The following is a 24,872-nucleotide window of genomic DNA, read 5'->3' as shown; positions in this document are numbered from 1 at the left end:
GGGTGACACGGTGGACGGAACGTCAGGTCAGATCGAACTGCAGCCGTAGCAAGGAGAGGTCGAGACGAACGGTACGGCCGTCCGGCAATGTCTCCAGAACCTGCACCCCGTCGTAGTTCAGCAGTTGGCGCAGGATCGCGGCGAACCCGTCCGCGCGAGTGACGGGATAGGACACACGCTGGGCGAGTGCGGTCACCGGCAAAGTGCCTCCGGCGTCGAGCAGGGCCCGGATCGCTCCTTCGACCTTGTCCATCGGCGGCTTGCGCGCGAGGAGACCGATCTGGCCCTGGAACGCCTCCGAACCGAAGAGCGCCGGGACGAGGGCGTCACCAGGACTGACGAGGGCGGCGGTCACCAGCGTGTCCTCGTCCTCCGTGGCAGGGATCATGGCGACGTCGAACAATGAGTCATGAGTACGGGCCAGTCGCGCTCGGGAGTTGCCCGGCCTCTGTCGTGCCGGCCGCTTGGGAGCGGCTGCCGCGTCGAGAGGTGCAGCGGAGGCTGGACTGGACGACGGCTCTTCCAGCGACCACCAGACGGGTCGCTGATCGCCGAGCTCCCGCCACGCCGGGGGAGGCGGTGCCCCGAACGGCAGAAAGGCAAGGACCGGAATCGTGAACTCGGCGAGGGACGCCCCGCCGTGATAGCCGGCCTTGCGGGCCGTGTACCGCGAGTCGGCGTCCCACAGCGCGACGATCGAGCCCCCAGGCTCCGGTGCGACCACCCGGGTGCCGTGCAGTGCTACCTCGGCCGGGCCCACCTCGCCCTCGGGGCCACGGTGCCGGGCGGACAGCGGGGCGTTGGCCTCGACCTTCGCACCGTGCCGGTCGACGACATGCCCGTGGTCGCTGGTGAGCACCACTGCCATGCCCTGCGAGGCGGCGATCCGCAGCAGATCCGGCAGGCCGGGGATGTGCCCGGCCTGCCAAGCGCCGTCCCCCAGTTTCTGCTCCTTGGCCAGCCGGTCGTCGATCGCGTTGAGGACGACCGCCACATGCGTACGGCCGTCCATGAGCGCTTCGGTGAGCGCCGGCCCGAACGTGTCCCCCGCGCTGTCGGCCCGCAGGTCGTCCTTGTGGAACACTGCAGCCGGCGCTCCGTTCCAGAGCGGCAGGGCGGGAAAGAGCCGGGCCTCGTCGTTCTGCGACCCCTGGGCCAGCCTGCCCGCGAACAGCGAGGTGCGGGAGACGGACGTGACGGTGGGAAGGGCCGCCGCCATGGCGCGGCGGCGCGGCGCTCCCTCGGGCACCGGATCGAACTCTGCCCAGGACGCGCGCAGTTCCTCGCCCAGTTCGGTGGCGATGGCCACGCTCATTCCGTCCAGAACAATCAGCAGCACCCGCCGGTCGGGCGCCTGCCGGATCACCGGCTTCACCACCCGCTCCAGGAAAGACTCCACCGTCAGCATCCCGCCGGGATCGGTACCGGACGCGATCCAGGTCGCCAGGACCGGGGCGAATGCGCGGTCGATCTCGTGGCGCCGTTCACGTACGCGCGCGGCCAGCCCGTCGTAGGCGGCTCTCAACTGTTCGTCGGGGTCCCCACCGGCCTCGATGTGCTCCAGAGCGCGGTCCACCCAGCCGGTCTCTTCGAGATGGCGCTCTATGGCACCCCCGACGTGCAACACCTCGACGGCGGGCTCGGAAGCCAGCCACTGGACGAGCCGCTGGGCCATGCGGGTCCGCTCGATCCGTGCCCGGATCTCCGCTCCCTGGGCCCGCCGGTGCTCGCTCAGGGAGCGCACGGCCGCGTCGAGGGATTCCGGATCACCGGCCGCGAGGGCCGCGCCGACGGCCGTGAACCTGGCGTCCAGGCCGACCGGCAGGAGGGGGCTGGTCCGGGCGGCGGCTTCTGCGCCGAACTGACGGACCAGCACCGTGGCACGTTCCAGCACGGTGTCGCTGGTCCGGCGGGCCTCGCGGGCCTCCTCCCGGCCCGTGACGCCCTCCCTGGCGGCTTCGGCAAGCAGCGTGCCGATGTACTCCTCCGAGGCGCGGCCGAAGGCTGCCGACATGGCGTCGAGCTGTTCACCTCGAGCCGGGGGGCGCTCACCGAACCAGCGCTCCGCGCGACCGCGCGCCGTGTAGACGGCCGCGTCCGGTGGGGCATGGCACCACAGCGCGGCGCAGACGAGCCCGAAGGCCACCGCGTCCGGCCCGTGCTCGGCCTCGACCAGGGCGAGCAGCGCACGCCCGGCGAGTCCGGCCCGGTCCTTCTCGCCGAGGAACTCCGCGAGGCCGGCACGTTCGGGTCCGCGCAGTGCCAGGAACCGCTCCGGACGCCCCGGAAGCAGGGACCAGCCCAGCAGGGCGTGGGTGTCCAGTCGGTCGGCGGACGCTGTGTGGTCCTGACGGGCTGCCTCGTCCTGGTAGCGGCCCAGCCGCAGCCGTCGCAGCGCGAGCGCGGACAGCGCGGTGCCGCGCGACAGGATTCCGCCGCCCAGTCGGGGCCAGCCGCCCCTCGGCGGCGCCGCGTCCAGCAGTGCCTCCGCGGCCCACTTGTCGTCCCTGAGCCGCTGGTCGACCTGATGTGCCCCGAAGGCGTCCCGCACCACATCCCAGCTGTCCACCGTGTCGATGCGCTTCTTGTGGGCGCGGGCCAGGATGGCGGGGTCGAGCTCGTTCTGCTCGCGGTCGGTCAGGACGACGAGCAGGGCAGGCCCGGTCGCCGTGTCCGCAAGGTGACCGAGCAGCAGCTCGTGTACGGCGAGCGGGGAGGGCGCCGCCGTGATCCGCGCCGACAACCCGTCGCCCCAGGCGTGTTCGGCGGGACCGTCCCACTGCGGTGCGGAGCGCAACAGCACGGCCCGTCGTCGGTCCCGGCCCGCGAGGGTGTCGGCGAGGGAGCTCTGCGCGGACAGGTACTGGGTGATCGTCGCGAGGTTCAGCCGTACCGCGACCGCGCTGGTCGTCGCCGTGCTCATCCTTCGACGACCCGCCAGGTGATCTCGACCTCGGTGCCGGGTTCGCGCGCCGCCAGCTCCGCGATCTCCGCCTGGAGTTCGGCCGCCGCCTTCGCCGCGGTCGTCCGTCCGCCGCCGGAGCGCTTCACCCGTCCCGGGACGGCCGGGCGCGCGTCCGGCGTCTGCTCGGGGACCGGCGGGTGGCTCGTCGGGGTGTCGAGCGGTACGTCACCGGGGCGCGTGGCCGGGGGAGCGGCCGGTGGCGTCGGCGTCGCGCGATTGCGCTTCACCAGCGCCAGCACCTCGCGCTGCGTCCGGGCCAGCGCCTCCTTCAGGTCGTTGGTCCGCTGGTCGCTCTGGGCGGTGTTGCGCAGGGACTCCAGCAGCGCCTCTCCCTCCGGGCCCTCCGAGGTGGCCAGGTCGAGGGTGGTCCAGGATGCCGAGTCCAGCGCCTGCGCCACCGCGCGGGCCTGCTTGACCGAGGTACCGAACCGGTCCGCGCCGACCTCGCCGAAGTCGAAGGCAGCCAGGGCCTCCACGGTCTTCCGGGCTCCGGCGGCGCCCTGGCCGGCCGAGCGCGTGAGTTCCTGGAGCAGTTCGACGGACCGCCGCGCGATCGCGATGCGCCCGCCCTCGGCGGTCTCGTCGAGCCGGAGGAAGCCGGCATGCCGCTCCAACTGGGTCACCAGCTCACGGGCCGCCTCCTGGTGGGCGCCGGCCTGCTGGGCGATCTGCCGGGCGAGCTGGTTGACCATGCGGCCACGCCGCAGCGTGGGGGCGGGCTCGCCGAAGACCGCCGTGAACCTCTGCCGGGCGGCCGACCAGTCCTCCTCGGACGGCAGCGGCTGACTGCGCAGCGCGTCGTGGTCCTTGATCTCGTTCAGTGCCGGTGCCGGGTCGAGCGGCGTGCCCGCGCGCACCCACACCCGGTCGTCCATCTCGGCGAACGAGGCCACGACGAGGCGGGCGAGGAAGCCCGGCAGGCCGCGCGGCCTCGGCCGGTCGGTCCAGTCGGTGAGGGTGATCAGGCTGAGGTCGCCGGTCACGCCTTGGCCGCTGGCGAGCTGCCGGAAGTGGTCCGCCCAGTAGTGCGACAGCTCGAAGTACGCCTCCTTCTGCTGTCCCAGCCGCAGTTCAGCAGCCACCCTGCGCATCAGGCTCCGGTCAGGGGCAGGGACTTCGGCGCGACCGTCGCGGGCCTCGGCGGCGGCCCGTACGTGCGTGAACACCTTCCTGGCGTCGGCGGGCTTGACGACGGCGCCGTTGCCCTCGCGGTCGAGGTCCGGGTGGTCCGGGTACTGGCTCGTGAGCAGCTTGCCGGCGATGTGCCGGATGCCGTCCCGCAGCGACTGGCCGAAGGACAGGGTCAGCCCCTCGACCTCGCGCAGCGACTGCAGATGGTCGCCGAAGCCGAGTTCCACGTCGGTGGCCTTCTTGTCCGCGAGGCCGTACGCCTGCTTGAAGGCGGCCTTCACGTTCTTGAGCAGCGACTCCCGCTGGGTCTCCAGGAGTCCCTTCGCGCGGGCCCGGTTGTCGGGGCTCAGGTGGCCCGCGTACTGGCCGTCGAACCGCTGGCTGTCGGAGAGGGCCTTGTCGATGACGACGAGGCGGCGGAAGTCGGCGTACCGCTGACTGGAGAGGTGGGTGGGCAGCCAGGCGACGCTGCGGGACGGCTCGCCCTGCCGCTCACGCAGCCGCTGCATCCGCATGGCGTCCTCGCGCGGCCCATACTCGCTCTCGTCGAAGGGGAGGTCGATCACGATCCGCCAGTGCCCGTCCTGCTGGGGCATGAGGTCGTGGTCCGGCAGCTCGTCCTCGTCGGCGACATTGCCGAACACCACCTCGACACTGCGCTCGGTGCCCCGCCACGCGAAGCGCAGCTCGTTGATCAACTGCTCCTGTTCGATGCCGAGTTCTTCGACAAGGAGTCGCTTGGCGAGGGCCTCGCGGTTGCCGGGGTTGTCATTGACGTTGGCGTTGGCGATCACCGAATCCACGTCCACGCCGGACAGTTCGAGCCGGACGCCGGGGTTGGCCTCGGTGCCGGTCTCCTTGATCTCGGGGAAGCGGCCCGCCCACTCGGCGACCTTGTTCTTCAGGATGCCGTACTCACGGCCCGGGATCGGGGCGACCACCGAGCCGTAGTTGAGCGCGGACAGGCGGCGGATGGTCAGGTCGGACAGGGCGGGGACGCTCGGGGCGAGGGCCGACAGCAGCAGCGTGCCGACGATCCGGTTGTCCCCGGTGAACTGCTTGATCCGGGTGCGCAGTTCCGGGTCCGTGATGCTGTCGGGCCGGTGGGCGTGCTGCTCGACGGCCTCCTCCGTCACGTTGTGCGTCAGCAGGAGGTACGGCCGCAGCTTGGTCCGGTACAGCTTGTCGGCCGTCTCGAAGACCACCTTGAGGCTGTCGGTGAACGGCTTGTCGCCGCCCGCCGTGATCAGCGGGTACAGGTCGCCGACCGGGATCAGGTCGCCCAGCCGCAGCTCGGCCCGGTGGTCGGCGAGCAGCTGCCCCATCAGCTTCATGCCGGTCCGGTTGCGCTGGAGCGCGGACGACACGTGTACGAGGGTGTCCATGAACGCGGGCGAGAAGGGGTACGTCAACCGGAAACTCTCCTCGTCCGCGCCCACGCCGTCCGCCCCGCGGTCGGAGCCCAGGAGCGTGTCCCACACCTCCTGGCGGATCCTGCGGGTCTTCTCGAACTCCGCGTCGACGAGAGCCGCGGCCGCCTCGTCCTTGGGCCTGAGCAGGCGGGCGTGCGCGACCTGCGGAAGGTTGCGGTCCTCCAGCGTGATCTTGTCGAACCGGCCCGAGGCCAGGTTGAGGGTGTCCTGGATGGAAGCCTCGGCCGCGCCGGACACCTCCTCGCCGACCAACTCCCGCAGATCGCGCTGACGTGCGATGAACGAGATCACCGGCACGGCACGGCGGGCGTCGCCGCCCTCCACGAAGTTGGTGATCTTGCCGGCTTCGCGGGCCACGAACTTCTGGTCGTGGATGAGGGTCGCGAGCCACAGGATCAGCTCGTCCATGAAGAGGATCAGCCCGTCGTAACCGAGCGACTTGGCGTGCTCGGCGATCACGGACAGGCCGGCGTCGAGGGAGACGAACCCGTGCTCGTTCTCGGCGGCGTTCTTCGCGAAGCCCGGCAGCAGGTGCGTGCTCGCGTCCTGGACCAGCCGCGCCCGCAGCTCGGCGGGCGTCGACGGACTGACCAGGTTGAGCGCCTGGCCGCCCTCGTGGACCTCCTCGGCGGCGAGGGCGGTGTCGAGCAGCTCGGGCGTCCAGCCGAACGCCTCGCCCCACTCGTCCTCCTCGTCCGCCGTGCCGTCGCCGCCGTCCGCCGAGGTGAGACCGCCGATCACCGCCTGGTCGCCCATGCGGGACCGCATCGCCCGGATGTCCTCGAACAGGGCGTCCGTCCGGTACACCTGCGGCGTCGGAGCCTCGGGGTGCAGCTTCTTGACGTGGCTGACGTACCCGCCGAGGATCCGCTGCTCCAGGGCCTTCGACCCGAGCATGTGGTACGGCACGAGCAGGAACCGCTTGCCCTCCGTGCCGAGCCACTCGTGCTTGGTGAGCACCGGGTCCAGGTCCGTCCGCGCGCGGGCCGCCGGGGCCCCGCTGAGCAGCGCGTGCAGCACCGCCATGAAGTGCGACTTACCGGAACCGAACGAGCCGTGCAGGTACGCCGCCTTCGACGTGTGCCCGTCGAGCGCGGCCCGGATCAGCCCGAGCGCCTCGTCGAAGTTCTCCAGCAGCCGTTCCGTGACCACGTAGTCCCGCAGCGCCCGCTCGGCGCCCGCCGGGGTCGTCGCCTCCGAGAGCTGGAGGACGAAGTCCGAAGTGGAGATGGACTCCTTGATGTCGATGACATCGCGGAGCAGGGGCGGCTGCTGGGCCATGAACGATCACTCTCCGACGGGCGGTTGCGCGGGCTCATCCGATCGTATGGCGTACCACTGACAACAGATGACCACTTTTCGCACATGCCCGACTACACGAGGACGGGTGCCTCCACCCCGGACGCCGGATGCACGAGCGAGCGCAGCTTGTCGCGCGTCTCCGGGTCCGTCGAGTAGATGATCGTGCCGACCATGCCCCGCGTCAGCAGCACCTTGTAGGTGTTGCGGATCAGCCGGTCGATCTCGCTGTCCGGCGTCGTCTTCGTGAAGATCGGGTCCTTGGACGCCGACCGGTCCACGACCCAGCGGTCGGTCCGCCACACCAGGTCGGGCCCGATGATCACGCCCGACCAGTCGTATTCGAAGCCCTGCGCGGTGTAGACGCAGCCGACCTGTCCGAAGCCGTCCGGGTCGGTGGCCCACAGGGGCGCGGGCGGCGCACCGAGCACGGACCGGTCGCCGTACACGTTCCAGGGCCGCGCCCACGGTCCGATGACGACATCGGTGGGCAGCTCGGTCATGCCCGGGGTGACCTTGGTGGTCCACTTCCAGCAGTAGCCGGCCGAGATCCGCGCGCCGTAGCCTTCCGCCCGGCGGGCGACGAGGAAGTCCTCCAGTTCCTGCGGACTCTCGGCGGTCCGCAGCTCCAGCTTGCCGTCCGGCTCCCACGGGCCGGGCGTGCCGCCCTCCAGGCCGAGCAGGTCGACGACCCACTTCTCGTACGCGTCGCTGCCACCGCACCGGAACTGCCCGTCCAGCTCCACGACCGTGCACTCGAGGCCCTGAGCGGCGGCGGCCCGCTGGATCTCCGCCGTGGTGCCCATCTCGCCGGGCCGCACCACCTGGTGCTGGTCGAGCAGGAACACGGGCACCCGGGCGGCCTCGATCAGCTCCGCCACCTGGGGACGGCCGGTGCGCAGCTCCGCCCTCGTGTAGCGGTTGGCGGAGGTCTTGCGCAGCCGGTGGGCCTCGTCGCAGATCAGTACGTCGAGGTCGTTCGGCTCGGCGTCCATGAAGCTGTTGAAGTACATGAACAGCTTCTGCACGGCGGGCTTCCGCGCCCCGGCGACCTTGCGCATGGTCTTGGTGAACGACGCGGACCCGGTGGCGTGCAGAGCGGTCATCCCGCGCCGGTACAGCTCGCCGAGGAGCGACAGGGCGACGACGCTCTTGCCCGAGCCGGGACCGCCGGTCACCACGACGACCTGCTTGTGGTGGGACCGCTTGGCCCGGCGTACGGCGGACATCACCTTCTCGTAGGCGACCCGCTGCTCGGCGATGAGCACGAACTGCTCGCGGTCGCGGATCTCGGCCGCCGCGACGGCCATCAGCTGCTTGGACGGCCGGATCTTGCCGCCGAGCAGTACGTCCGCCGCCTCCGCACCGGGCTTCGCGGCGAGCCGCGAGCGCAGGAAGTCCAGGAAGGCGCCGCGCTGTTCGCCGGTGTAGAGGCGGCCGTGCTGGTCCTCCTCGACGCCCCGCAGACCGGCGATGCGGGATTCGGCCGCGTTGTGCAGGAACGCCACCCCGGCCAGCGACTTCGGCATCCGCTCCAGCGCGCCGTTGAACGACAGCAGGTACTCGCAGTAGCCCCGGACCTGCTCGATCGGGTTGAGCACGGGGTCCGGGTACGCGTCGATCCGGCACAGCAGCGGTTCGTCCTCCTCCGGGCGGGCCGCGCTCCACTGCTTGAGTTCGACCACGACGTACGACGGTTCACCCGTGGTCGGGTGCACGCCCGCGAGTACGGCGTCCGCGCGCTTGCTGGTGAGGGGCAGGCTGTACTCGATGAGCACCTCGACGTCGTCGAGCCCGGCCTCCATGAGGGCGTTGACGAGAGCCGGGAGGCTGCGTTCCCAGGACCGTATTTCCGACTGCCCGGCGCTCCGGCCGTGCAGGTGACGGAAGTTCTCGGTCAGGTGCAGCGCCAGCGACCCTTCGAGGATGCGGGCGGCCACGGACGCCGCGGATTCACGGAACAGCAAGGAGATGCCCCCAGGCAGCACGAAGAAGACTCGTGCGGGTGGGGGCATGTCCTTCGAGGTCCGCCGCGCGCTCTGGCGAAACGGATCAGGAAGCCCGTCGGGCCGCTGAGATGGTTCTCGCCATCCTAGGTGAGGGTGCCGATCACGGGGAGGGGATCGGTACGGACTCGGTCATGACGGGGCGGGGGCGGGGGCGGGGGCGGGGTGCGGCTTCGGGCGGCGAGTGGCGCCGGCTGAGTGGTGCCGTCATCTGGGCTGTCTGCTCCGGGCGTTCACCTCGGCGACGAGGGCGCTCAGCAGCTCGTCCTGGGTGAGGGGACGGAGGTGGTCGGGCTCGGCGTCCCATGTCCGGCCCCCGGCGAGCGGGCGGACCTGGACGTACGGGCCCTCGTGGCCCGTGACGCGTCCGACGCGGTCACGGGCGCTGTCGTGTACGGCCTCGCCGAGGGCGGGGGCCCCGTCGGAGTCCTCCGTCACCTGGCGAGCCCCTTCGTGATCACGTCCGCGAGCAGGTGGGCGATGGGGGCCGAGCACACGCCGAGGTGGACGAGCGCGTACTGGGCGTCGGCCTTGCGGTCGTCGGCCCAGGGGGTGCGGATGTCCATCGCGGGGAGCTGGATGCCGGCCTGGGTGAGGGCGGCGGCGAGGGCGTCACGGGCTTCGAGGGCTTCCTGGGTCTTGGGAGTGCGGGGAGCGTGAGGTGTGGGGGTCATGTGGGTCCTCGTCGGTGTGGTGTGGCGTGCGGTGAGGTTCCGCTGATTCCATGACCCGGCTGCGCCGGCTGAATTACGCTGCGTAGTCCGGTCGTTACGAGGATGCGCCCGGATGTGGGCGGCCGGGTTGTGGTCGGGGTGGTGCTTCCCCGCCGTGCGGAGGCGGTTCCACACGTTCCACATCGGTCACACGAACGTCTCGGAGGGAGCGGTATGCCGCAGCGACGCGTCATCACCGGCCGCAGCCAGGAACCCCGTCAGCGGTTCGCAGAGGAACTGCGCACCCTGCGGACCGCGAGCGGCACGAGCCTGCGGGCGCTCGGCGAACGGCTCGGCTGGGACTGGTCGTTGTTCGGCAAGATGGAGAAGGGCGAGACGCTCGGCAGCCCGGAGGTCGTCCAGGCGCTGGACACGCACTACGGGACGCCGGGGCTGCTGCTGGCGCTGTGGGAGCTGGCCGCCGGGGACCATACGCAGTTCAAGGAGCGGTACCGGCGGTACATGGCGCTGGAGGCGGAGGCGGTGAGCCTGTGGCACTTCGCGGTGAGCGTGCTGCCGGGGTTGTTGCAGACGCCGGGGTACGCGCGGGAGGTGCTGGCGGCGGGCGGGCTCAAGGGGAAGGAGCTTGAGCAGCAGGTGGAGGCGAGGATGGGGCGGCGGGAGTTGTTGGAGGGGGAGGATGCGCCGCCGTTCCGGACGATCCTGTCGGAGGCGGTGCTGCGGACGCCGTTGCGGGATGTGGGGGAGTGGCGGGAGCAGTTGGAGTACGTGGCGAAGATCGCGGAGCGGCCGAATGCGACGTTGCAGGTGCTTCCGCTGAGCACCGGATTGCATGGCTTGATGAACGCCACTGTGATGTTCCTGCGGCTGGCGAACGCACGTACGGTGGCTTACACAGAGAACGGCTACCGAGGCGATCTCATCGAGGAAAATGCTCCGGTTGAGCGTTTGCAGCGTGCGTACGATGCGATGCGCGACCTGGCGTTGCCCCCGGCTGAGTCGCGGAAGTTCGTCTTGGCCACGTTGGAGGAAGTGCTGTGCGACCCATCGACCTGAGTGCCGCAGCTTGGCGCAAGAGCAGCTACAGCAATCAGGACGGAGGCGAGTGCGTCGAGGTTTCTGACGACTTCGCTACCGTCGTTCCAGTGCGGGACAGCAAGGTCCCGCACGGCCCGGTGCTCGTGTTCCCGGCTGTTGGCTGGACTTCCTTCGTTTCGGCCATCAGGGACGGGCAGTTGAGCGACTGAACACGCAAATCAATGGCCCCGCGATCTGTTGGGATCGCGGGGGCCGTTGGCGTTCTCGCGCGGGTTACTTCTTGTTGGTACGGCGTCCTCTGGTCGCGGCGGCCGGGCGCCACGCGCGCAGGTCGTCGTCGGTGAGGCCGTGCTTGCCCTGTTCCATCTGCCGGTCGCTCTCGAAGAACTTGGCGGGGGTCGGGGCGAAGAGCGCATCGGGCTCGTTGTGCCACTGGGTCAGCCAGGGCTGGAGTTCCAGCAGCCCGGCGAGGAGCGGGGTGACCTCTTCAGTGGTCAAGCCCTCGTGGGTGGCGATGTACGTGTCAAGAGCGATCGCCTGCTCCCGGTGGTCCCAGCCGGCCCAGCCGTACAAATCGGGGGTGGGCACGTTGGACCGCGCGTACGAGATGAACCGCTCCTTGGGCACGTCCAGCTTGCCGCGCGCCCGCCAGTAGGAGGGGCGCAGGAAGTCGGCGGAGGTGTACTTCGGCGGTACGGGGATGCTGTCCCGGATCTTCCGCTTGGCCGGCTCGTCCGGAGCAGCGTCCTCCTGCCGCTGAAGATCCCAAACGTGCTCCCAGTCCGCGCGCTTCTTGAGAGCGGCGGGCTTGTAGCGCAGGGCGGCGAGGAACGGCACGTGCTCGTCGGTCATCAGCTCAGATACGACGGCGGGCAGTTCCTTGCGGGGTGCGTAGATCTTGGAGACAGAGACGAAGTCCTCGTCACGGGACAGGTTGTCGGTAAGCCGAGAGAGGCTGACGAGCGAGGGCATCCCGTTCTCGTCGAACCAGTGCGCACGGTCCTCGATCCGGTCGAGCAACCAGCTCCGCAGAGCCTTCTCCTGAAGCGAGTCCCACCCTTCGGTGGCCCAGCGGCGCTTGTACTCCGGCCGCTCGATCATGCCGATGGCGCGCGACGACTCGATGGCATCGATCCGCTTCTGGACGACCTCACGGTAGGCGGCGGGCCAGTGGGTTGGAATCTCGGTGATAGGTGTGGACCCATGCCGCTTGAACCACTCGTTACTGGCCTCACCTGTGGCAACGCGCCGCGCGAGGACGATCTCGAAGGCGCGCTCACCGAGGGCGAGTTCGGGGATATAGGGAGAGTCGGGATCCTCGGAAACTCGAAGGTCTTCGGGATGCAAGTTGTAAAGCGAGTAGACCTGCCAGTCCAACTCTTCCTGGAGGGCGACCATCCGGGTGCGAGCCGAACGCCAACCGGCTTGGGCGTTGCGTAGGGCGGAGGCAGTGGGGGTGGTCTCTCTTGCAAGGGTAGAGGGCAAGATGGATGTAAGCCTTTGGGAAAGTTTGTCGAGAGCTGCGGCGAGATCGGTGGGGAAGCTGACTGAGAGCGGAAAGTGCTGCAGCCTGGCAACCGTTAGCTCGTAATTGTTCTTCCAGGATTCGCTACCCAATGCGGCATATCCTGCGTCAACTCGCGCCCCGCCGCCTTCTCCCTTGTTGTGGCTCATTTGCTGTAGCCAAAAGCAGGCTGTGGAACTATTAAGCAATCCGAGGAGATTGAGGTGAGTCTCTTCCGATGATCCATCTGGGAGCTTGATCACTGGTGCCGATTGTTTGAAGATTCTCCCTCCTCGGTCAAGGACAAACTGATTGTTTGTTGACACGACTGCGTACGCGATCGAGAGCGGAATTCTGTATCGTTCTGTGAAGAACATGGAGTATTCGAACCATGTCAGCCCCCGAGCCAGTTGGTCTTTTCCAAACGCTACTCGATTTCGGAGGTGAAACCTCCGAGGCCAAAGCGCGCGCTCGACGGAGGGCGGGGCTTCGGCAGTAAGATCCTTACTGGAGTAAGGCCAAAGTGAAACGGTTGGGTCCCAGGTCATGTAATCGCGAATCTCTGCTCCAGCAACGATCGGTCGCTGGTACTCAGGGGCGATTCCGTATCGGCGAAGCGCTCCCGCGCCCACTTCGTAGGCTTCGTGTTCGCGAGGTACGGCACCCGCGCCGATGTCGTGTGCAACGCGCAACAATTCCTGTGCGCTTGCAGATTGCACCTGTTCGACAAGCTCAAGACCACCGTCAAGGAGAATCCAGGGTTGTTTGCCGAAGTAGCGACTGCGTTCAAGGTCGTCGGCAGATACCCACTTGCTAATAGATCCAGGGCGGTCGATCTGATCCACGATCGATTTCCAAACAAAGCCTTCCTCGGCAATTGCTGGTGCGCCAGGTTCCCCCTGAATCCCACGGATAGTTCGGATGGTGGGCGTTCGGTCGTGGCCCGAACGCCGTGTGCCGATGAGAATCACAGTCGGTGTGCCGTGGCCTGGAACGTAAGCTCCAGAGGTGTCAATCACCTCTGTCAACTCAACTTTATGGGCAAAGAAGTCGTGGATAAGTTTTGCGCCGAATCCTTGCTTCATGAAAGAGTTCGCCGTGATTTGGCCCACCATTCCATAACCGAAGTCGTCTTGGTTGCCTCGCTTGGCAAGCTCGAAGAACCTTTGGGCGAAAGGAACTGAAAGGGCGTACGCGCCTCCGCAAGCGTCGTATAGCTCCCGGTATAGCTGGTTAAGCTTCTTATCCTTCACTGTGATGTAGGGCGGGTTCCCCACCACCACGTGATACCGGCCCGGCTGCAGAATCCCAGGGTGCTCGTGCACATCCTCCGTGATGTAGGCGAAGGAAGCCAGCGCATCGTCTTCCCCGTCCTCGCTCCCACCCAGCGTCAGCTCCAACTGCCGTGCTTTTATGAGCGAGTCACCCACCGCCAGATGAATAGGCCACTCGTACTTGGCCGCCTCCGCCAGCGTCCGCACCCCACTCGCCGCCATAGCCGCCACCAGCAACCGGAACCGAGCAATGGCCACCGCGAACGGGTTCAGGTCCACCCCGTGCACGGAGTCCAGCGCCTCCCGTACCCGCTCGTGCACGTCCTTGCCCGGCCGACCCTCCCCCCACAGCCGGACCAGCCGCCGAAACGCCCCCAGCACGAAGTGCCCCGACCCGCACGTGGGGTCGATCATCTTCAGGCCCTCGTACCCGAACTCCCGTACCGCCGGGTCCATCGTCCGGTCGAGGATGAACTCCTCCACGAACTCCGGTGTCTGAAGCAGCGCGTAGGTCTTCCGGGCGGCCTCGCTCAGGTCCTGGTACAGGTCACCCAGGAACCGCGTGTCCCACCCCCGTGTGCCGTCCCCGTCCTCCTTCAGCGGGTCCGTGAAGTCGTGGACGAGGACACCGTCCGCATCCCGCCTGCGCCAGAAGTCCACCAGCTCCCGCGCGCCGTCGTGCGACAACGGGATCTGGAACAGCGGGTTGTGCCGCCGGTCGAACAGCAGCCGTCCCGCCTGCCCCGCCCCCAGCTCCTCGAACGCCTGCTCGAGCCAGCCCCGGTACGTCGGGTCCTCGGACCTGCCGATGTAGTCCTCGAACCGGGCCAGTGCCAAGTCCCGCCGGTCGCCCTCCGGGGCCGTCAGGTACGGCTCCGGGATCAGCTCGTTGTCCTCGCAGAAGCGGACGAAGACCGTGCCCAGCACCCACGCCACCGCGACCTGCGTGACCCGGTCGTCCAGCCAGGAGTTCCACGTGGCCGCCGTACGGCCCAGCTTGCGCGCACGGTCGTACTCGGCGCGCAGCTTCTCGCCCTCCGGTACCACCTTGACCTGCTTGCCGAGGTCGACCTCGACCGCCTTCACCTGCTGTTTCAGGTCTTCCAACAGGGCTTTGCGGTCGATCACTTGTCGTCCCCCTCGTTACCGTTCACGTTTGCGTTCATGCCCACGGCACTCACGTCCGTCACACCGGACAGGTAGTTCTTCTTCACCCACGAGTCCGGCAGGTCGATCCATTCACCCAGGCCGGCCTGGTACGCCACCGCCGTGTGCCCCAGCTTCGGCTCACGCGCCGGGTCCGCCTGCGGCACCAGCAGCCACAGTCCGCGTCCGCCCTGGCGGGCTGCCTCCGCGAGCCGGTCGAGGACCCCCATCCCGTCGTACCGGGCGAACACGGCCACCTCGGTCAGCAGGACCGGGCCGGAACCGGCCCCCGGGGTGAGCAGTTCCCGCACCCGCGGCTCCACCGTGCCCCAGGCGGTCCGCGCGTACTCGCTGAACTTGAGCGCTCCCCGCGAGCCCGGCTCGGCCACGTCCGCCTTCAGCAGCGTCTCCCACGTCGGCTTCGTGGCCGGGGGGACCAGGGCGTGCATCGACTCCAGGAAGAGCTCGGTCACGGACACCGCCTGCGCGCCGATGCGCTGGCCTGCCAGTCGCCGTACCGCCTCGACGGTACGGGCGTGGTGCACGGTCAGGACGCGGTAGCCGTCCCGGCGGGCCGAGGCCAGCAGCCGTTCGTCCGCGCGGACTCCGCCCGCCACGAGCGGGTCGTCGGAGTAACGCGTCACCGCGCCGGCCTGCGTCGACCGGCGCCAGTCTCCGCCCGTCAGATAAGTGGACGCACTGTCCATCCGCGTCGGCAGGTAGCGCGGCGTCCTCGTGTCCTCGCGCGTCGACAGGGTGAGGTCGAAGCCCGCGTCGCGCAGCGCCTTGGTCAGCGGGCCGCCGGTCGGCAGTTCGTACGTGCTCGCGCCCCGGCCGTCCCTGATGACCAGCTCCGGGAAGCGGGCCCGTACCCGCTCGTGGACGTCCTCGCCCGTCAGGCCGGGCTGCCGGGCCTCCGGCACGCCCGGGATCAGCCGCACCAGGCCGGCCTGGGTGAGGCGCAGGGCCCGCACCAGGGGCAGGTCGCGCGGGTAGATCTCCAGGCGGGGCGTGGCCGCCGCGTTCGCGGACGCGGCGGCGGCCAGTTCGACCAGTCGCCGTTCGTCCCAGTCCACGACACCGGGCGGCGGGGTCAGCGCGCCCAGCTCGCTCAGCACCGTCGTGGCGGTCGGCAGGGTGTCCAGGCGGGTCAGGCGGTCGGCGGTCCTGCCCAGGCGCATGGCGTAGTCGAGGAGCCCGGGAGCCGTCGGGGTGTCCGGGGCGTCGACCTCCCGTACGTCCAGCGCGAGCAGGCCCGCTGCCAGTACGTCCTCCGTTGCCCTGCGGTTGGGCTGGTGCTGGAACTCCGCCTCCTCCGGCTGGAGTTGCTCCACCTCGACGACGGCCCGGACAGCGGCCAGGGCCAGTGCGCGCCGCTGTTCACGTCCCGGCAGTTGCGTACCGCGCCGTACCGCCAACGCGTCGGCGATCTCCACGGCGGAGGCGACCCGGCCGAGGCCCCCCAGCAGGCCGACGATCTCGTCCCGCAGGGCCTGGACCGCCGGATGCTTCTTCCAGCGCTTGCGCTCCTCCTTCAGCATCTGCGGGATGCGTCCGGCGGACAGGCCGAGCGCTTCCGCGACATCCTTCTGCTTGGGCCAGACGCCGATGCCGGGCAGCTCGCCGCGCTCGTTCGGCAGGCGCAGCAGCAGCCGTACCATCTCGACCTTGTTGCTGTTGGAGCGGTTGTTGTTCAGCTCCGGGACGAACAGGGTGGCCAGCGTGTCCAGGCTCACCGAGCGGAGGGCGGACTCCGTCAGGCCTGCCGCGCCCTCACCTGTGGCCAGGACTCCGGCGATCGCCGACTCTGCGGCGGTGAGCTGGGCGAGTTCCTCCTTCGCCTCGGCGCGGCCCTTCGGAGTGAGCGGGGAGAGGGGTGCCTCGCGCAGCAGCCTGCCCCACTGGCGCTGACGGCGCTGCACCTCGGTGCGGGTCTTGGTGCCCAGGCCCGGCGCGTTGAGGAGCTTGCTGCGGCTGTAGTCGAGCAGACCGCCGACGGTCGTGATCTCGAGGCCGTAGAGGAAGGACTCCGCGGCCGGGGTGAGACCCGCCGCGGACAGGTGGGTCTCGCGAGTGACGGCCGACGCCAGGCGTTCACGCTGTTCGTCGGCCGTGAGCGGCTCGGCGTCCGAGATCGTCGCCGCGCGCTCGCCCGCCACGATTTCCGGGGGTGCGGGCTCGGGGTGGCGCGAGCGGTGGCTGGACGGCACCGTCTGCGAGGCGTCCAGGAAGATCTTCTTCCAGGCGTCCCGCATCGGCTTCAGCTCGGCGTAGCGCTTCGTCGCGTCGCGGTGGAGGGCCTTGCGGAAGAAGGCGACCAGACCGTCCCGCACGGCGGGTTCGAAGGCATCCGCCTGGACAGTCGGGTACGGGAACTCCTTCGCGTCCGTCATCCTCGGTGGGACCGAGCCGTCGCCCCACTTGGGCAGCTCGCCGGAGGCCATCTGGTGCAGGGTGACGGCGATCGCGTACCGCTCGGCGTGCGAGTCGTAGGCGGTGCGGGTCAGGGTGCCGATGAACGGGTCGAGATACCCGTCGGTGCCCGCCTCGTAGTCCTTGGCCGGGTAGCCCGCCAGGGAGAAGTCGATGAGGACCAGCTCACGGGTGCGGTTGGGACGGATGCGGATGGCGATGTTGTCCGGCTTGATGTCGCGGTGCCAGACGCCCTCGCCCTCCAGGAAGTCCACGGCGCCGAACAGGTAGTCGCCGTACGCCTCCAACTGGTCCATCTTCAGCCGGCCGTGTTCGCGCAACTGGCGGGCGACCGTCTCCTCGCGGCGTCGGGTGCGTGTGCCGGTGCCCGAGTCCGCGGTCTCGGCGTCCTGGTCGGTGGCCTCGCGCTCGTCGCCCACGTATTCCAGGGCGAGGACGGTACGGGGCCCGATGCGCAGCGGTTCCGGTTCGACGAGCCGGATCACCCGGGAGTCGGGGCGCAGTCGGTTCATCACCTCGGCCTCGTGCACCAGCACCTGGCCCCTGCTGTCCGAGAGGGCCACCTTCAGGACGGCGAGCGGCCGGGTCCTGCGTGCTTCGGCCTGGAGGTCGCGGACGAGGAAGGCGCGGCTGGTGGAGCCGGTGCCGAGGCGGCGGCGGATCTCCCAGCGGCCGCCGAGCACATCACCGGCCACCGCCTCCAGCGGGTCCTTCTCGGGATCCTCGGCCGGTTCGGGTTCGGGTGGCGAGGCCGGCGCGGTCAGGCCGTCCTCGACGATCTCCAGCATCTCCAGGAACTCGTCCACCGAGGACAGGCGCTGTCCGGGCCGGTAGGCGGTCGCCGCCTGCACGAGGAAATCGATGTCCTCGGAGAGGTCGTCGACCAGCGAGCTGGGTCGCAGCCCTTCACCGGCCTCCAGACGCGCCAGCAGCTCGGCCTGGCTCGCGGCCGGAGCCCTGCCCGTGACCAGGAGGTAGGTGAGGACGCCGAGGCCGTACACGTCCAGGTAGACCGGGTCCGCCTTGAGAGCGGTCAGCTCCGGGGCGAAATAGGGGTCGGAACCCTCCGCCAGGTGCATCGCCGAGAGGGCGGTGGGTGCGAAGCGGGTCATGCCCTGCCCGCTGTCGCCCGCGGTGTCGGAAGCGCGCTGGGTGGCGATCTGCCAGTCGGAGATCTCCAGGCGAGGAGCGAGCCAGGCGGCGTCCTCACCGACCGTCCGGCCGCGGCGCCCCCGGTCGCGAGGGATCACGTGCACGGCACGGGCGGCCAGTGCCCGGTGGTGGATGCGGACCGAGTGCGCGGAACGTATCGTCTCGGCGAGCTGGCGGACCAGCGCCATCCGACCGAGGATGTCGAGGTTCTTGCCGTGCTGGAGCAGGTACTCGTCGAGGCGCAGCGTGCGTGGGTCGTAGTCGAAGATCAGGGCGGGGCCCGCGGAGTGCCCGGACGGGTAGTACTGCTTGAGCTGGACGACGCCGGGATGCTTGAACCGCTGCAGTACGGCCGCTTCGCGGCGGGCGGCGTTCTCCACCGACCGCCGGATCGACGCGTCCGACCCGCGCTCGCTCAGGTAGACGCGGACGCGGGCCACCTCGGGCAGCTCACTGTGACTCGCCTTGTAGTCGGCCCACGTCGGGCCCGAGTCGAAGGACTTCCGGTCGAGCTGGTAGGGGCCGACCTTGTACTCGGCCTCACTGCGCCGGATGCCGACCCGGTCGAGGGCGGCCTTGATCTCGCGGGATTCGACGGCAGTGATCCGCCGTCGCTCGTCGCGCGGCGGCTGCTTCAACATCGCCACCAGCTCGTCGACGCTGTGCACACCGTTCTGATCGTGGGCCGGCAGGCGGACGCGCAGGCCGTCGTCGGTGAAGCAGACGGCCTCGCCGACCCACACCCGCCTGCCGTTCTGGCCGAGCAGCGAGGCCAGCTCCTTCGCCTTCCTGTTGACGAGGTGGAGCGGATTGCCGTGAGGGCGCCGGTGGCCGCCGGGGGTGGTCTGGATCCAGGTGCCGTTCTCGCTGGTCACGGCGCCGTGCCAGTCCTTGAGCTCCATCATGAAGACGCCGCCCGGGGCGACGACGAGGAGGTCCACCTCACGGACGTGACCAGTGTGGGCGGTGAAGGTGAAGTTCGACCAGGCCCGCCAGGGATCGGCATCCGGAAGCTTCTCCCGGATGGCCTCCAGGCCACGGTGCTCATGGTCGAACTCGGACTCGGTGACCGTGGTCCACCGGCCTTGCCGCATGTGCTGTCCCCGCCTCTTGGTTCTGTCCCCGGCCGGTCCGTTCCCTGGTTTCACGTGCGGTTCCACCACATCACGGACCCGGTGAATCCTAGCCGCGGCCGACGACAGCGGGTAATGCCGTGCGTCAAGCCGCGGAGTCGTCGGTCCGGGGGCGCGCAGGGGGGACGAACGAGGAGAAGTCCGCTGCCGGCGCACCCACGCGCCCCGCTCCTTCCGCTGGTTCGGCCGAAGACGTACTGGTCGGTGCGGAGGCGTCCCCGATATTTATGAAGGCCAGGTCGGGGAACAGGGCTCGATGCTGCCTGTCAGGGCATCACTGGTGATCGGCGGGGTCGCGCTGGTGTCGCGTCGCGGAGGGCCGACAACCTTCCACCGGCCGTGCCGCCGCAGGCACAAGGGGCTGTTCGCGCGCTGCCGAGACCATGCCTTCACAGGGGTCACGATCACTGACCTGGCGAGCCTCGCACTGTTCGGTCCGGCCTTCGGTGTGTGGGCGCTCTTCGGGCCGGTCGCCCGGTGCGGCGCAGACGGAGCCAAGGAGGGTGGACCGCGGTTCCCTGGTGGGCGCGGGGCGGGGGTGCCGCTTCTGTGGCCGCCCACAGGGTGTGGGGTGAGGAAGCTTCCGGTGAGGGAGTCCCGCTTCCCGTTTGACGCCCCCCGGTGACGTTCCCCGGGCCGGGCGTGGCTTCCCCGGCGTCACTTCCCGTTCTCGCGGTCGGACAGGGGCGAGGCCACGCCTTCGCCGGGTTCGGCCACGTCGCGCAGGCCCTCGTTCTCCACCCGGTCAATGGCGGCCACAGCGGGATGGTGCAGATCGAAGGCGGGGGATTCGGAGCGGATCTTCGGCAGGGTGAGGAAGTTGTGGCGGGGCGGCGGGCAGGAGGTCGCCCATTCCAGGGAACGCCCGTACCCCCAGGGGTCGTCGACTTCGATCCGCTTTCCGTACTTCGCGGTCTTCCAGACGTTGTAGAGGAACGGCAGCGTCGACAGGCCCAGAAGGAACGCACCGACCGACGACAGGGTGTTGAGCCCGGTGAACCCGTCGGCGGCCAGGTAGTCGGCGTAGCGGCGGGGCATGCCTTCCGCGCCCAGCCAGTGCTGTACGAGGAACGTCATGTGGAAGCCGACGAAGAGCGTCCAGAAATGAATCTTCCCCAGGCGCTCGTCGAGCATGGTGCCGGTCATTTTCGGCCACCAGAAGTGGAATCCGGCGAACATCGCGAAAACGATCGTGCCGAACAGTACGTAGTGGAAATGAGCCACGACGAAGTACGAGTCGGTGACGTGGAAGTCCATCGGCGGCGAGGCGAGGATGATGCCGGTCAGTCCGCCGAACAGGAACGTCACGAGGAAACCGACAGCCCACAGCATGGGTGTCTCGAAGGAGATGGACCCTTTCCACATCGTGCCGATCCAGTTGAAGAACTTGACACCGGTCGGAACAGCGATGAGGAACGTCATGAAGGAGAAGAACGGCAGCAGGACCGCGCCGGTGGCGAACATGTGGTGCGCCCATACGGTCAGCGAGAGCCCGGTGATGGCGATGGTGGCGCCGACCAGTCCGATGTAACCGAACAGTGGCTTGCGCGAGAACACCGGAAAGATCTCGGTCACCACGCCGAAGAACGGCAGCGCCAGGACGTAGACCTCCGGGTGCCCGAAGAACCAGAACAGGTGCTGCCACAGCAGTGTTCCGCCGTTCTCGGGAGCGAAGACGTGGGAGCCGAAGCGGCGGTCCGATTCCAGGACCAGCAGCGCGGCCGCGAGGACCGGGAAGGCGAGCAGGACCAGGACGGACGTGAGCAGCACGTTCCACGTGAACAGCGGCATGCGGAACATCGTCATGCCCGGGGCGCGCATGCAGATGATCGTGGTGATGAAGTTGACCGCGCCGAGGATCGTGCCGAAGCCGGAGAGCGCCAGCCCCATGATCCACATGTCGGAGCCGATGGAGGGCGAGCGTTCCGCACGGCTGAGCGGGGTGTAGGCCGTCCAGCCGAAGTCGGCCGTGCCGTTCGAGGTCAGAAGACCTCCGACCACGATGAGCCCGCCGAAGAGGAAAAGCCAGTACGACAGCATGTTCAGCCGCGGGAACGCCACGTCGGGCGAGCCGATCTGCAACGGCATGATGGCGTTGGCGAATCCGGCGAAGGTCGGGGTGGCGAACAGGAGCAGCATCACGGTGCCGTGCATGGTGAACGCCTGGTTGTACTGCTCGTTCGAAATCAGCTGGATGCCCGGCCTGGCCAGCTCGGCCCGCATCACCAGGGCGAGCAGCCCGCCGAAGAGAAAGAACGTGAACGACGTGATCAGATAAAGATGCCCGATCTTCTTGTGATCCGTGGTGGTCAGCCAGTTCACCACCACACGGCCGACGCCGCGGCCTGCTACGGGGACAGGGGCGACCGGCTCGGTCGAGGTGGCCATACGAATCCTTATGGGCTCATGCGTGGGCAGGTCGCGCGGCGAAGTACCCCCTCGTCGCTATCCCAAACTTTATGCACTGCGCGCCGCAGTGGCGCGCCGCCGAACCAGGTTTCACAATAGACATCTAATATCCCAATTGCCTTGTGCGGTGCGGAAACTGAATCCGGACGGACCGCCCCGCCGGGAGCGGGAATTCGCGCGGCGCGGCTGGCCCGGACGGGTGAGAGTGCGCCTGCTCCGGCGCGGTGCCGGGGTCGCGGCCCATGGCGCCCGGAGCATGGCCAGCGTTCTGCCGTACGTCCGTGTGGACAAGGTTCATCGGGGTACTCCGGCAGTTCGAACCCGGTCCGTCAAGTCCGCCAAGGAGGCGCAGATGACGTTCAACCCTTTGGAGCAGCGCGGTATCCCGCTGGACCGTCAGCTCAGGAACTGGCGGGAGCTGAATGTCGAACCGATCGACCCCGATCACTGTGACCCGTACACCCGGTGCCGCATCATCACCATGAACGGGATCGAGGTGGAGGCGATCCTGTTCAGCCACCAGCTCGCTCGTCACACCGTCGATCCGGAGATCAAGAGGCAGCTGGCGAGGACCCGCTACATCGAGGCACAGCAGCAGAAAGTCGTGAACTGGCTTCTGCCCGGGGTGTCTTCGGTGCTGGAGACGACGATCGCCTATGAGCAGGTCGCGGTCGACCTCACCGCGTGGATCGCGCGGATGGAGCCGGACCCGTACCTCAAGCAGGCCTACCAGTTCGGCGTACTGGAGGACTTCGACCACCTGTACCGGTACGCGAACCTGTACGAGATGATCGAGCACCGCAAGGCGGAGTCGATCGTCGACGGCCTGACGGAGGTCATGCCGGGCCGCCCGACCAAGTACCACCACCGGAACCCGGTGGACAACGTCCGCGATCCGTACGACCGGACCCGGACCGACCCCCTGTCCAAGCTGCACGCGCTGACGGTCCTGTCGGCGGAGCAGCAGACGATGAACTTCTACATGAACACCGGCCCCACCTACATGGAGCCGATCGCCCGTCAGCTCTACCAGGAGATCGGGCTGATCGAGGAGGAGCACGTCACCCACTACGAGTCGCTCGTCGACCCGGGCGAGACGTGGTGGGAGCAGCTCGTCAACCACGAGTACAACGAGTGCTACCTCTACCACTCCTTCATGGAGCAGGAGAGCGACCCCAGGGTGAAGGCCATCTGGGAGCTGCATCTGAACATGGAGCTCGAACACCTGCACATCGCCTGTGACCTGATGCGGCGTCACGACGGCCGCGATCCGGCGGAGATCCTCGCGCCGCAGCTGCCCAACGTCCTGACCTTCGAGCCGAACAAGGCGTACCTGCGCGAGCTGCTCGACACCCAGATGGACCTGACGACCCTGGGCGCCGGCTACGTCCGCGACGCGCACGAGCGCTTCGAGCAGATGCAGGAACAGATCCACGGCGGCGAAGAGCCCCCCAGCGAGCAGGTGATCACCCAGCACGACGCCATGTTCGGCCGCGAGTACCGGCTGGAGACCGAGGGCGAGCACCCCGATCCCGCCATGCGAGAGAACAACTGACGGAAGGTTCGGCATGACTGAGACGCACACTCCGCAGGCCGGCGACGACCACGCGGCCGACACCGACGTGGTGGCGCTGCTCATGCGCCAGCACGGAGACATCCGCAACCTCTTCGACGAGGTCGAGCAGTCGACGGGTGACGCCCGCAAGGACGCCTTCCGCCGTCTGGTACGTCTCCTCGCCGTGCACGAGACCGCCGAGGAGGAAGTGGTCCACCCCTTCGCCCGCCGCAATCTCCCGGGCGGTGAGCAGGTCGTCAAGGACCGGCTGAGGGAGGAGCGGGAGGCCAAGGAGACTCTCGCGGCGCTCGACGACATGGACACCGACGACCCGAAGTTCCTGCCCCGGCTGATCGCCCTGCGGGCCGACGTCCAGGAGCACGCGCGCGCCGAGGAGCGCTACGAGTTCACCCACATCCGGCGCAGCACCGACGCGGCCAAACTCGCCTCCATGGCCAAGGGCGTCAAGGCCGCCGAAGCGATGGCGCCCACCCGGCCCCATCCCGGAGTGCAGTCCGGCGCGGCCAACATGGCGCTCGGTCCGGTCGCCGCGCTGATGGACCGCACCAAGGACGCCGTTCGTAAGGCCATGGGGCACGACGGCTGAACCGCCCCTCGCCGGTGCACCGCCCTCAGGTGGTTCGACCACCCCCGTAACCCGCTCGCCCGCTCGGTTCGTTTCCGACGGGTTCGCGCGGGTTACATGGGTTTCATGGATACGTCGAGGAAAGGCCCCGGCCGGATTCTGTCCGCCGTGGACCGCCTGGAGCGCCGGCCCGGAGCCGACCCACTGATCGACGCCGTGCGGCGGGCGGTGCGTGCGGCGCCGCTCGGGCGCGGCCGGGACGCCCTGCACGGGCGCTGGCTGGGGCATCCGGTGCATCCTCTGATGGTGCAGGTGCCCATCGGCACCTGGATGTCCGCAGCGGTTCTGGATCTGTTGCCCGGGCAGCGCCGGGCGGCGCGCGCCCTGGTGGGCGTGGGCCTGATGACCGCGCTGCCCGCCGCGGTGGCGGGCTGGACCGACTGGGCGGAACTGCGCCGTCCACAGATGCGCGTCGGCCTGGTCCACGCCGCGGCCAACATCAGCGCGGTCGCGCTCTATGCCGGCTCCTTCGCCGCGCGTTCCCGCGGCCGTGACGGCCGCGGGAAGGCCCTGGGGTTCGCCGGGCTGTGCCTGATCGGTGCCGGCGGCGCGCTGGGCGGCCACATGGCCTACCGCCAGGCATCCGGTGCCAACCACGCCGAACAGGTCCCTCACCTGGTGAAACCCGGCTGGCACACCCTGGGCGAGCTGGCCGGCCTCCCGGTGGGCAAGCCGGTACGGCGCCACATGGACGAGGTGCCGGTCATGGTCGTCCGCGAGGCAGGCGGGGCCGTTCACGTTCTGGCCGACCAGTGCAGCCACCTGGCCGGCCCCCTGTCGGAGGGGGAGATCATCGACGGATGCGTCCGGTGCCCCTGGCACGGCAGTACTTTCCGGCTGTCCGACGGCTGGAACGTCGGCGGCCCGGCGACCGCCCCCCAGCCCGCGTTCGACACGCGCATCGTGGGCGGCCGCGTGGAAGCACGGCTCCGGGACCTGGACCTGGAGGAAGCGGGCCCGGGGAACGGCCACCGTACGGGCCGCGGCATCGCGGAGGGCTGACCGGGGCGGTGCGGTCGGGGGCGGGCGCCGGCGGCGGTACGCCGCGCCAGGTGCGTACCGCGACCCTCGTCA

The 24,872-nt window shown here is 69.1% G+C and carries 13 protein-coding genes; 5 read left to right on the top strand and 8 right to left on the bottom strand.

Going from position 1 to position 24,872, the window contains the following annotated elements; translation table 11 throughout:
• Positions 1-22: 22 nt before the first annotated feature.
• The 5 genes from pglZ to ACWDZ4_RS27670 all read right to left on the bottom strand — a co-directional run bounded on the left by pglZ (position 23) and on the right by ACWDZ4_RS27670 (position 9,508).
• Positions 23-2,923, bottom strand: a complete 2,901-nt coding sequence (pglZ, locus tag ACWDZ4_RS27690; protein WP_451511108.1) for a BREX-2 system phosphatase PglZ — start codon at positions 2,921-2,923, stop codon at positions 23-25.
• Positions 2,920-6,810 (bottom strand): BREX-2 system ATPase PglY, encoded by a 3,891-nt coding sequence (gene pglY / locus ACWDZ4_RS27685; protein WP_451511107.1) that lies wholly within the window; start codon positions 6,808-6,810, stop codon positions 2,920-2,922. The genes pglZ and pglY overlap by 4 nt, the downstream gene beginning before the upstream one ends.
• Positions 6,811-6,902: 92 nt before the next feature.
• Complete coding sequence (locus ACWDZ4_RS27680) at positions 6,903-8,843, bottom strand: DNA/RNA helicase domain-containing protein (RefSeq protein WP_451511106.1); 1,941 nt, start codon at positions 8,841-8,843, stop codon at positions 6,903-6,905.
• Between the two features lie 198 nt (positions 8,844-9,041).
• Positions 9,042-9,272: a hypothetical protein gene (locus ACWDZ4_RS27675; protein WP_451511105.1), complete on the bottom strand. Its 231-nt coding sequence runs from the start codon at positions 9,270-9,272 to the stop codon at positions 9,042-9,044.
• Positions 9,269-9,508, bottom strand: coding sequence for a hypothetical protein (locus ACWDZ4_RS27670; RefSeq protein WP_451511104.1), 240 nt, complete (start codon positions 9,506-9,508; stop codon positions 9,269-9,271). Before ACWDZ4_RS27670 ends, ACWDZ4_RS27675 begins: the two co-directional genes overlap by 4 nt.
• A 213-nt stretch (positions 9,509-9,721) precedes the next feature.
• On the opposite strand from ACWDZ4_RS27670, the gene ACWDZ4_RS27665 reads away from it, so the two are divergent.
• Together ACWDZ4_RS27665 and ACWDZ4_RS27660 are read left to right on the top strand one after the other, a co-directional pair.
• Entirely contained in the window at positions 9,722-10,564 is an 843-nt protein-coding gene (locus ACWDZ4_RS27665) for a helix-turn-helix domain-containing protein (protein ID WP_451511103.1), read from the top strand.
• Positions 10,546-10,755: a DUF397 domain-containing protein gene (locus ACWDZ4_RS27660; RefSeq protein ID WP_451511102.1), complete on the top strand. Its 210-nt coding sequence runs from the start codon at positions 10,546-10,548 to the stop codon at positions 10,753-10,755. The genes ACWDZ4_RS27665 and ACWDZ4_RS27660 overlap by 19 nt, the downstream gene beginning before the upstream one ends.
• Positions 10,756-10,819: 64 nt before the next feature.
• On the opposite strand, the gene pglX is transcribed toward ACWDZ4_RS27660, so the two are convergent.
• From pglX to ctaD, 3 genes are all read right to left on the bottom strand, one after another.
• Positions 10,820-14,452: a BREX-2 system adenine-specific DNA-methyltransferase PglX gene (gene pglX, locus ACWDZ4_RS27655; protein WP_451511101.1), complete on the bottom strand. Its 3,633-nt coding sequence runs from the start codon at positions 14,450-14,452 to the stop codon at positions 10,820-10,822.
• Entirely contained in the window at positions 14,449-19,149 is a 4,701-nt protein-coding gene (gene pglW, locus ACWDZ4_RS27650; protein ID WP_451511100.1) for a BREX system serine/threonine kinase PglW, read from the bottom strand. The genes pglX and pglW overlap by 4 nt, the downstream gene beginning before the upstream one ends.
• A 696-nt stretch (positions 19,150-19,845) precedes the next feature.
• On the bottom strand, positions 19,846-21,576 hold the full coding sequence (gene ctaD, locus ACWDZ4_RS27645; protein WP_451511099.1) for an aa3-type cytochrome oxidase subunit I: 1,731 nt from the start codon (positions 21,574-21,576) through the stop codon (positions 19,846-19,848).
• A gap of 373 nt (positions 21,577-21,949) precedes the next feature.
• Here ctaD and ACWDZ4_RS27640 point away from each other — a divergent pair, with 373 nt between their 5' ends.
• From ACWDZ4_RS27640 to ACWDZ4_RS27630, 3 genes are all read left to right on the top strand, one after another.
• On the top strand, positions 21,950-23,152 hold the full coding sequence (locus ACWDZ4_RS27640) for a hypothetical protein (protein ID WP_451511098.1): 1,203 nt from the start codon (positions 21,950-21,952) through the stop codon (positions 23,150-23,152).
• A gap of 13 nt (positions 23,153-23,165) precedes the next feature.
• Entirely contained in the window at positions 23,166-23,759 is a 594-nt protein-coding gene (locus ACWDZ4_RS27635) for a hemerythrin domain-containing protein (protein ID WP_451511097.1), read from the top strand.
• A 105-nt stretch (positions 23,760-23,864) separates the two neighbouring features.
• A complete protein-coding gene (locus ACWDZ4_RS27630; protein WP_451511096.1) occupies positions 23,865-24,800 on the top strand; it encodes a DUF2231 domain-containing protein in 936 nt (311 codons plus the stop codon).
• The last annotated feature ends 72 nt before the right edge of the window (positions 24,801-24,872 follow it).

The sequence above is a fragment of the Streptomyces sp. NPDC003016 genome, from assembly GCF_053591455.1.
The sequence above is the reverse complement of the archived record's forward strand: the minus strand, read 5'-3'. Positions and strand labels throughout refer to the sequence as shown.

Bases quoted from the DNA above. Each gene is read 5' to 3' on its own strand.
- pglY (WP_451511107.1), bottom strand. From the start codon at position 6,810: ATGGCCCAGCAGCCGCCCCTGCTCCGCGATGTCATCGACATCAAGGAG.
- ctaD (WP_451511099.1), bottom strand. From the start codon at position 21,576: ATGGCCACCTCGACCGAGCCGGTCGCCCCTGTCCCCGTAGCAGGCCGC.
- pglW (WP_451511100.1), bottom strand. From the start codon at position 19,149: ATGCGGCAAGGCCGGTGGACCACGGTCACCGAGTCCGAGTTCGACCAT.
- ACWDZ4_RS27680 (WP_451511106.1), bottom strand. From the start codon at position 8,843: ATGCCCCCACCCGCACGAGTCTTCTTCGTGCTGCCTGGGGGCATCTCC.
- ACWDZ4_RS27665 (WP_451511103.1), top strand. From the start codon at position 9,722: ATGCCGCAGCGACGCGTCATCACCGGCCGCAGCCAGGAACCCCGTCAG.
- ACWDZ4_RS27670 (WP_451511104.1), bottom strand. From the start codon at position 9,508: ATGACCCCCACACCTCACGCTCCCCGCACTCCCAAGACCCAGGAAGCC.
- ACWDZ4_RS27630 (WP_451511096.1), top strand. From the start codon at position 23,865: ATGGATACGTCGAGGAAAGGCCCCGGCCGGATTCTGTCCGCCGTGGAC.
- pglZ (WP_451511108.1), bottom strand. From the start codon at position 2,923: ATGAGCACGGCGACGACCAGCGCGGTCGCGGTACGGCTGAACCTCGCG.
- ACWDZ4_RS27640 (WP_451511098.1), top strand. From the start codon at position 21,950: ATGACGTTCAACCCTTTGGAGCAGCGCGGTATCCCGCTGGACCGTCAG.
- ACWDZ4_RS27635 (WP_451511097.1), top strand. From the start codon at position 23,166: ATGACTGAGACGCACACTCCGCAGGCCGGCGACGACCACGCGGCCGAC.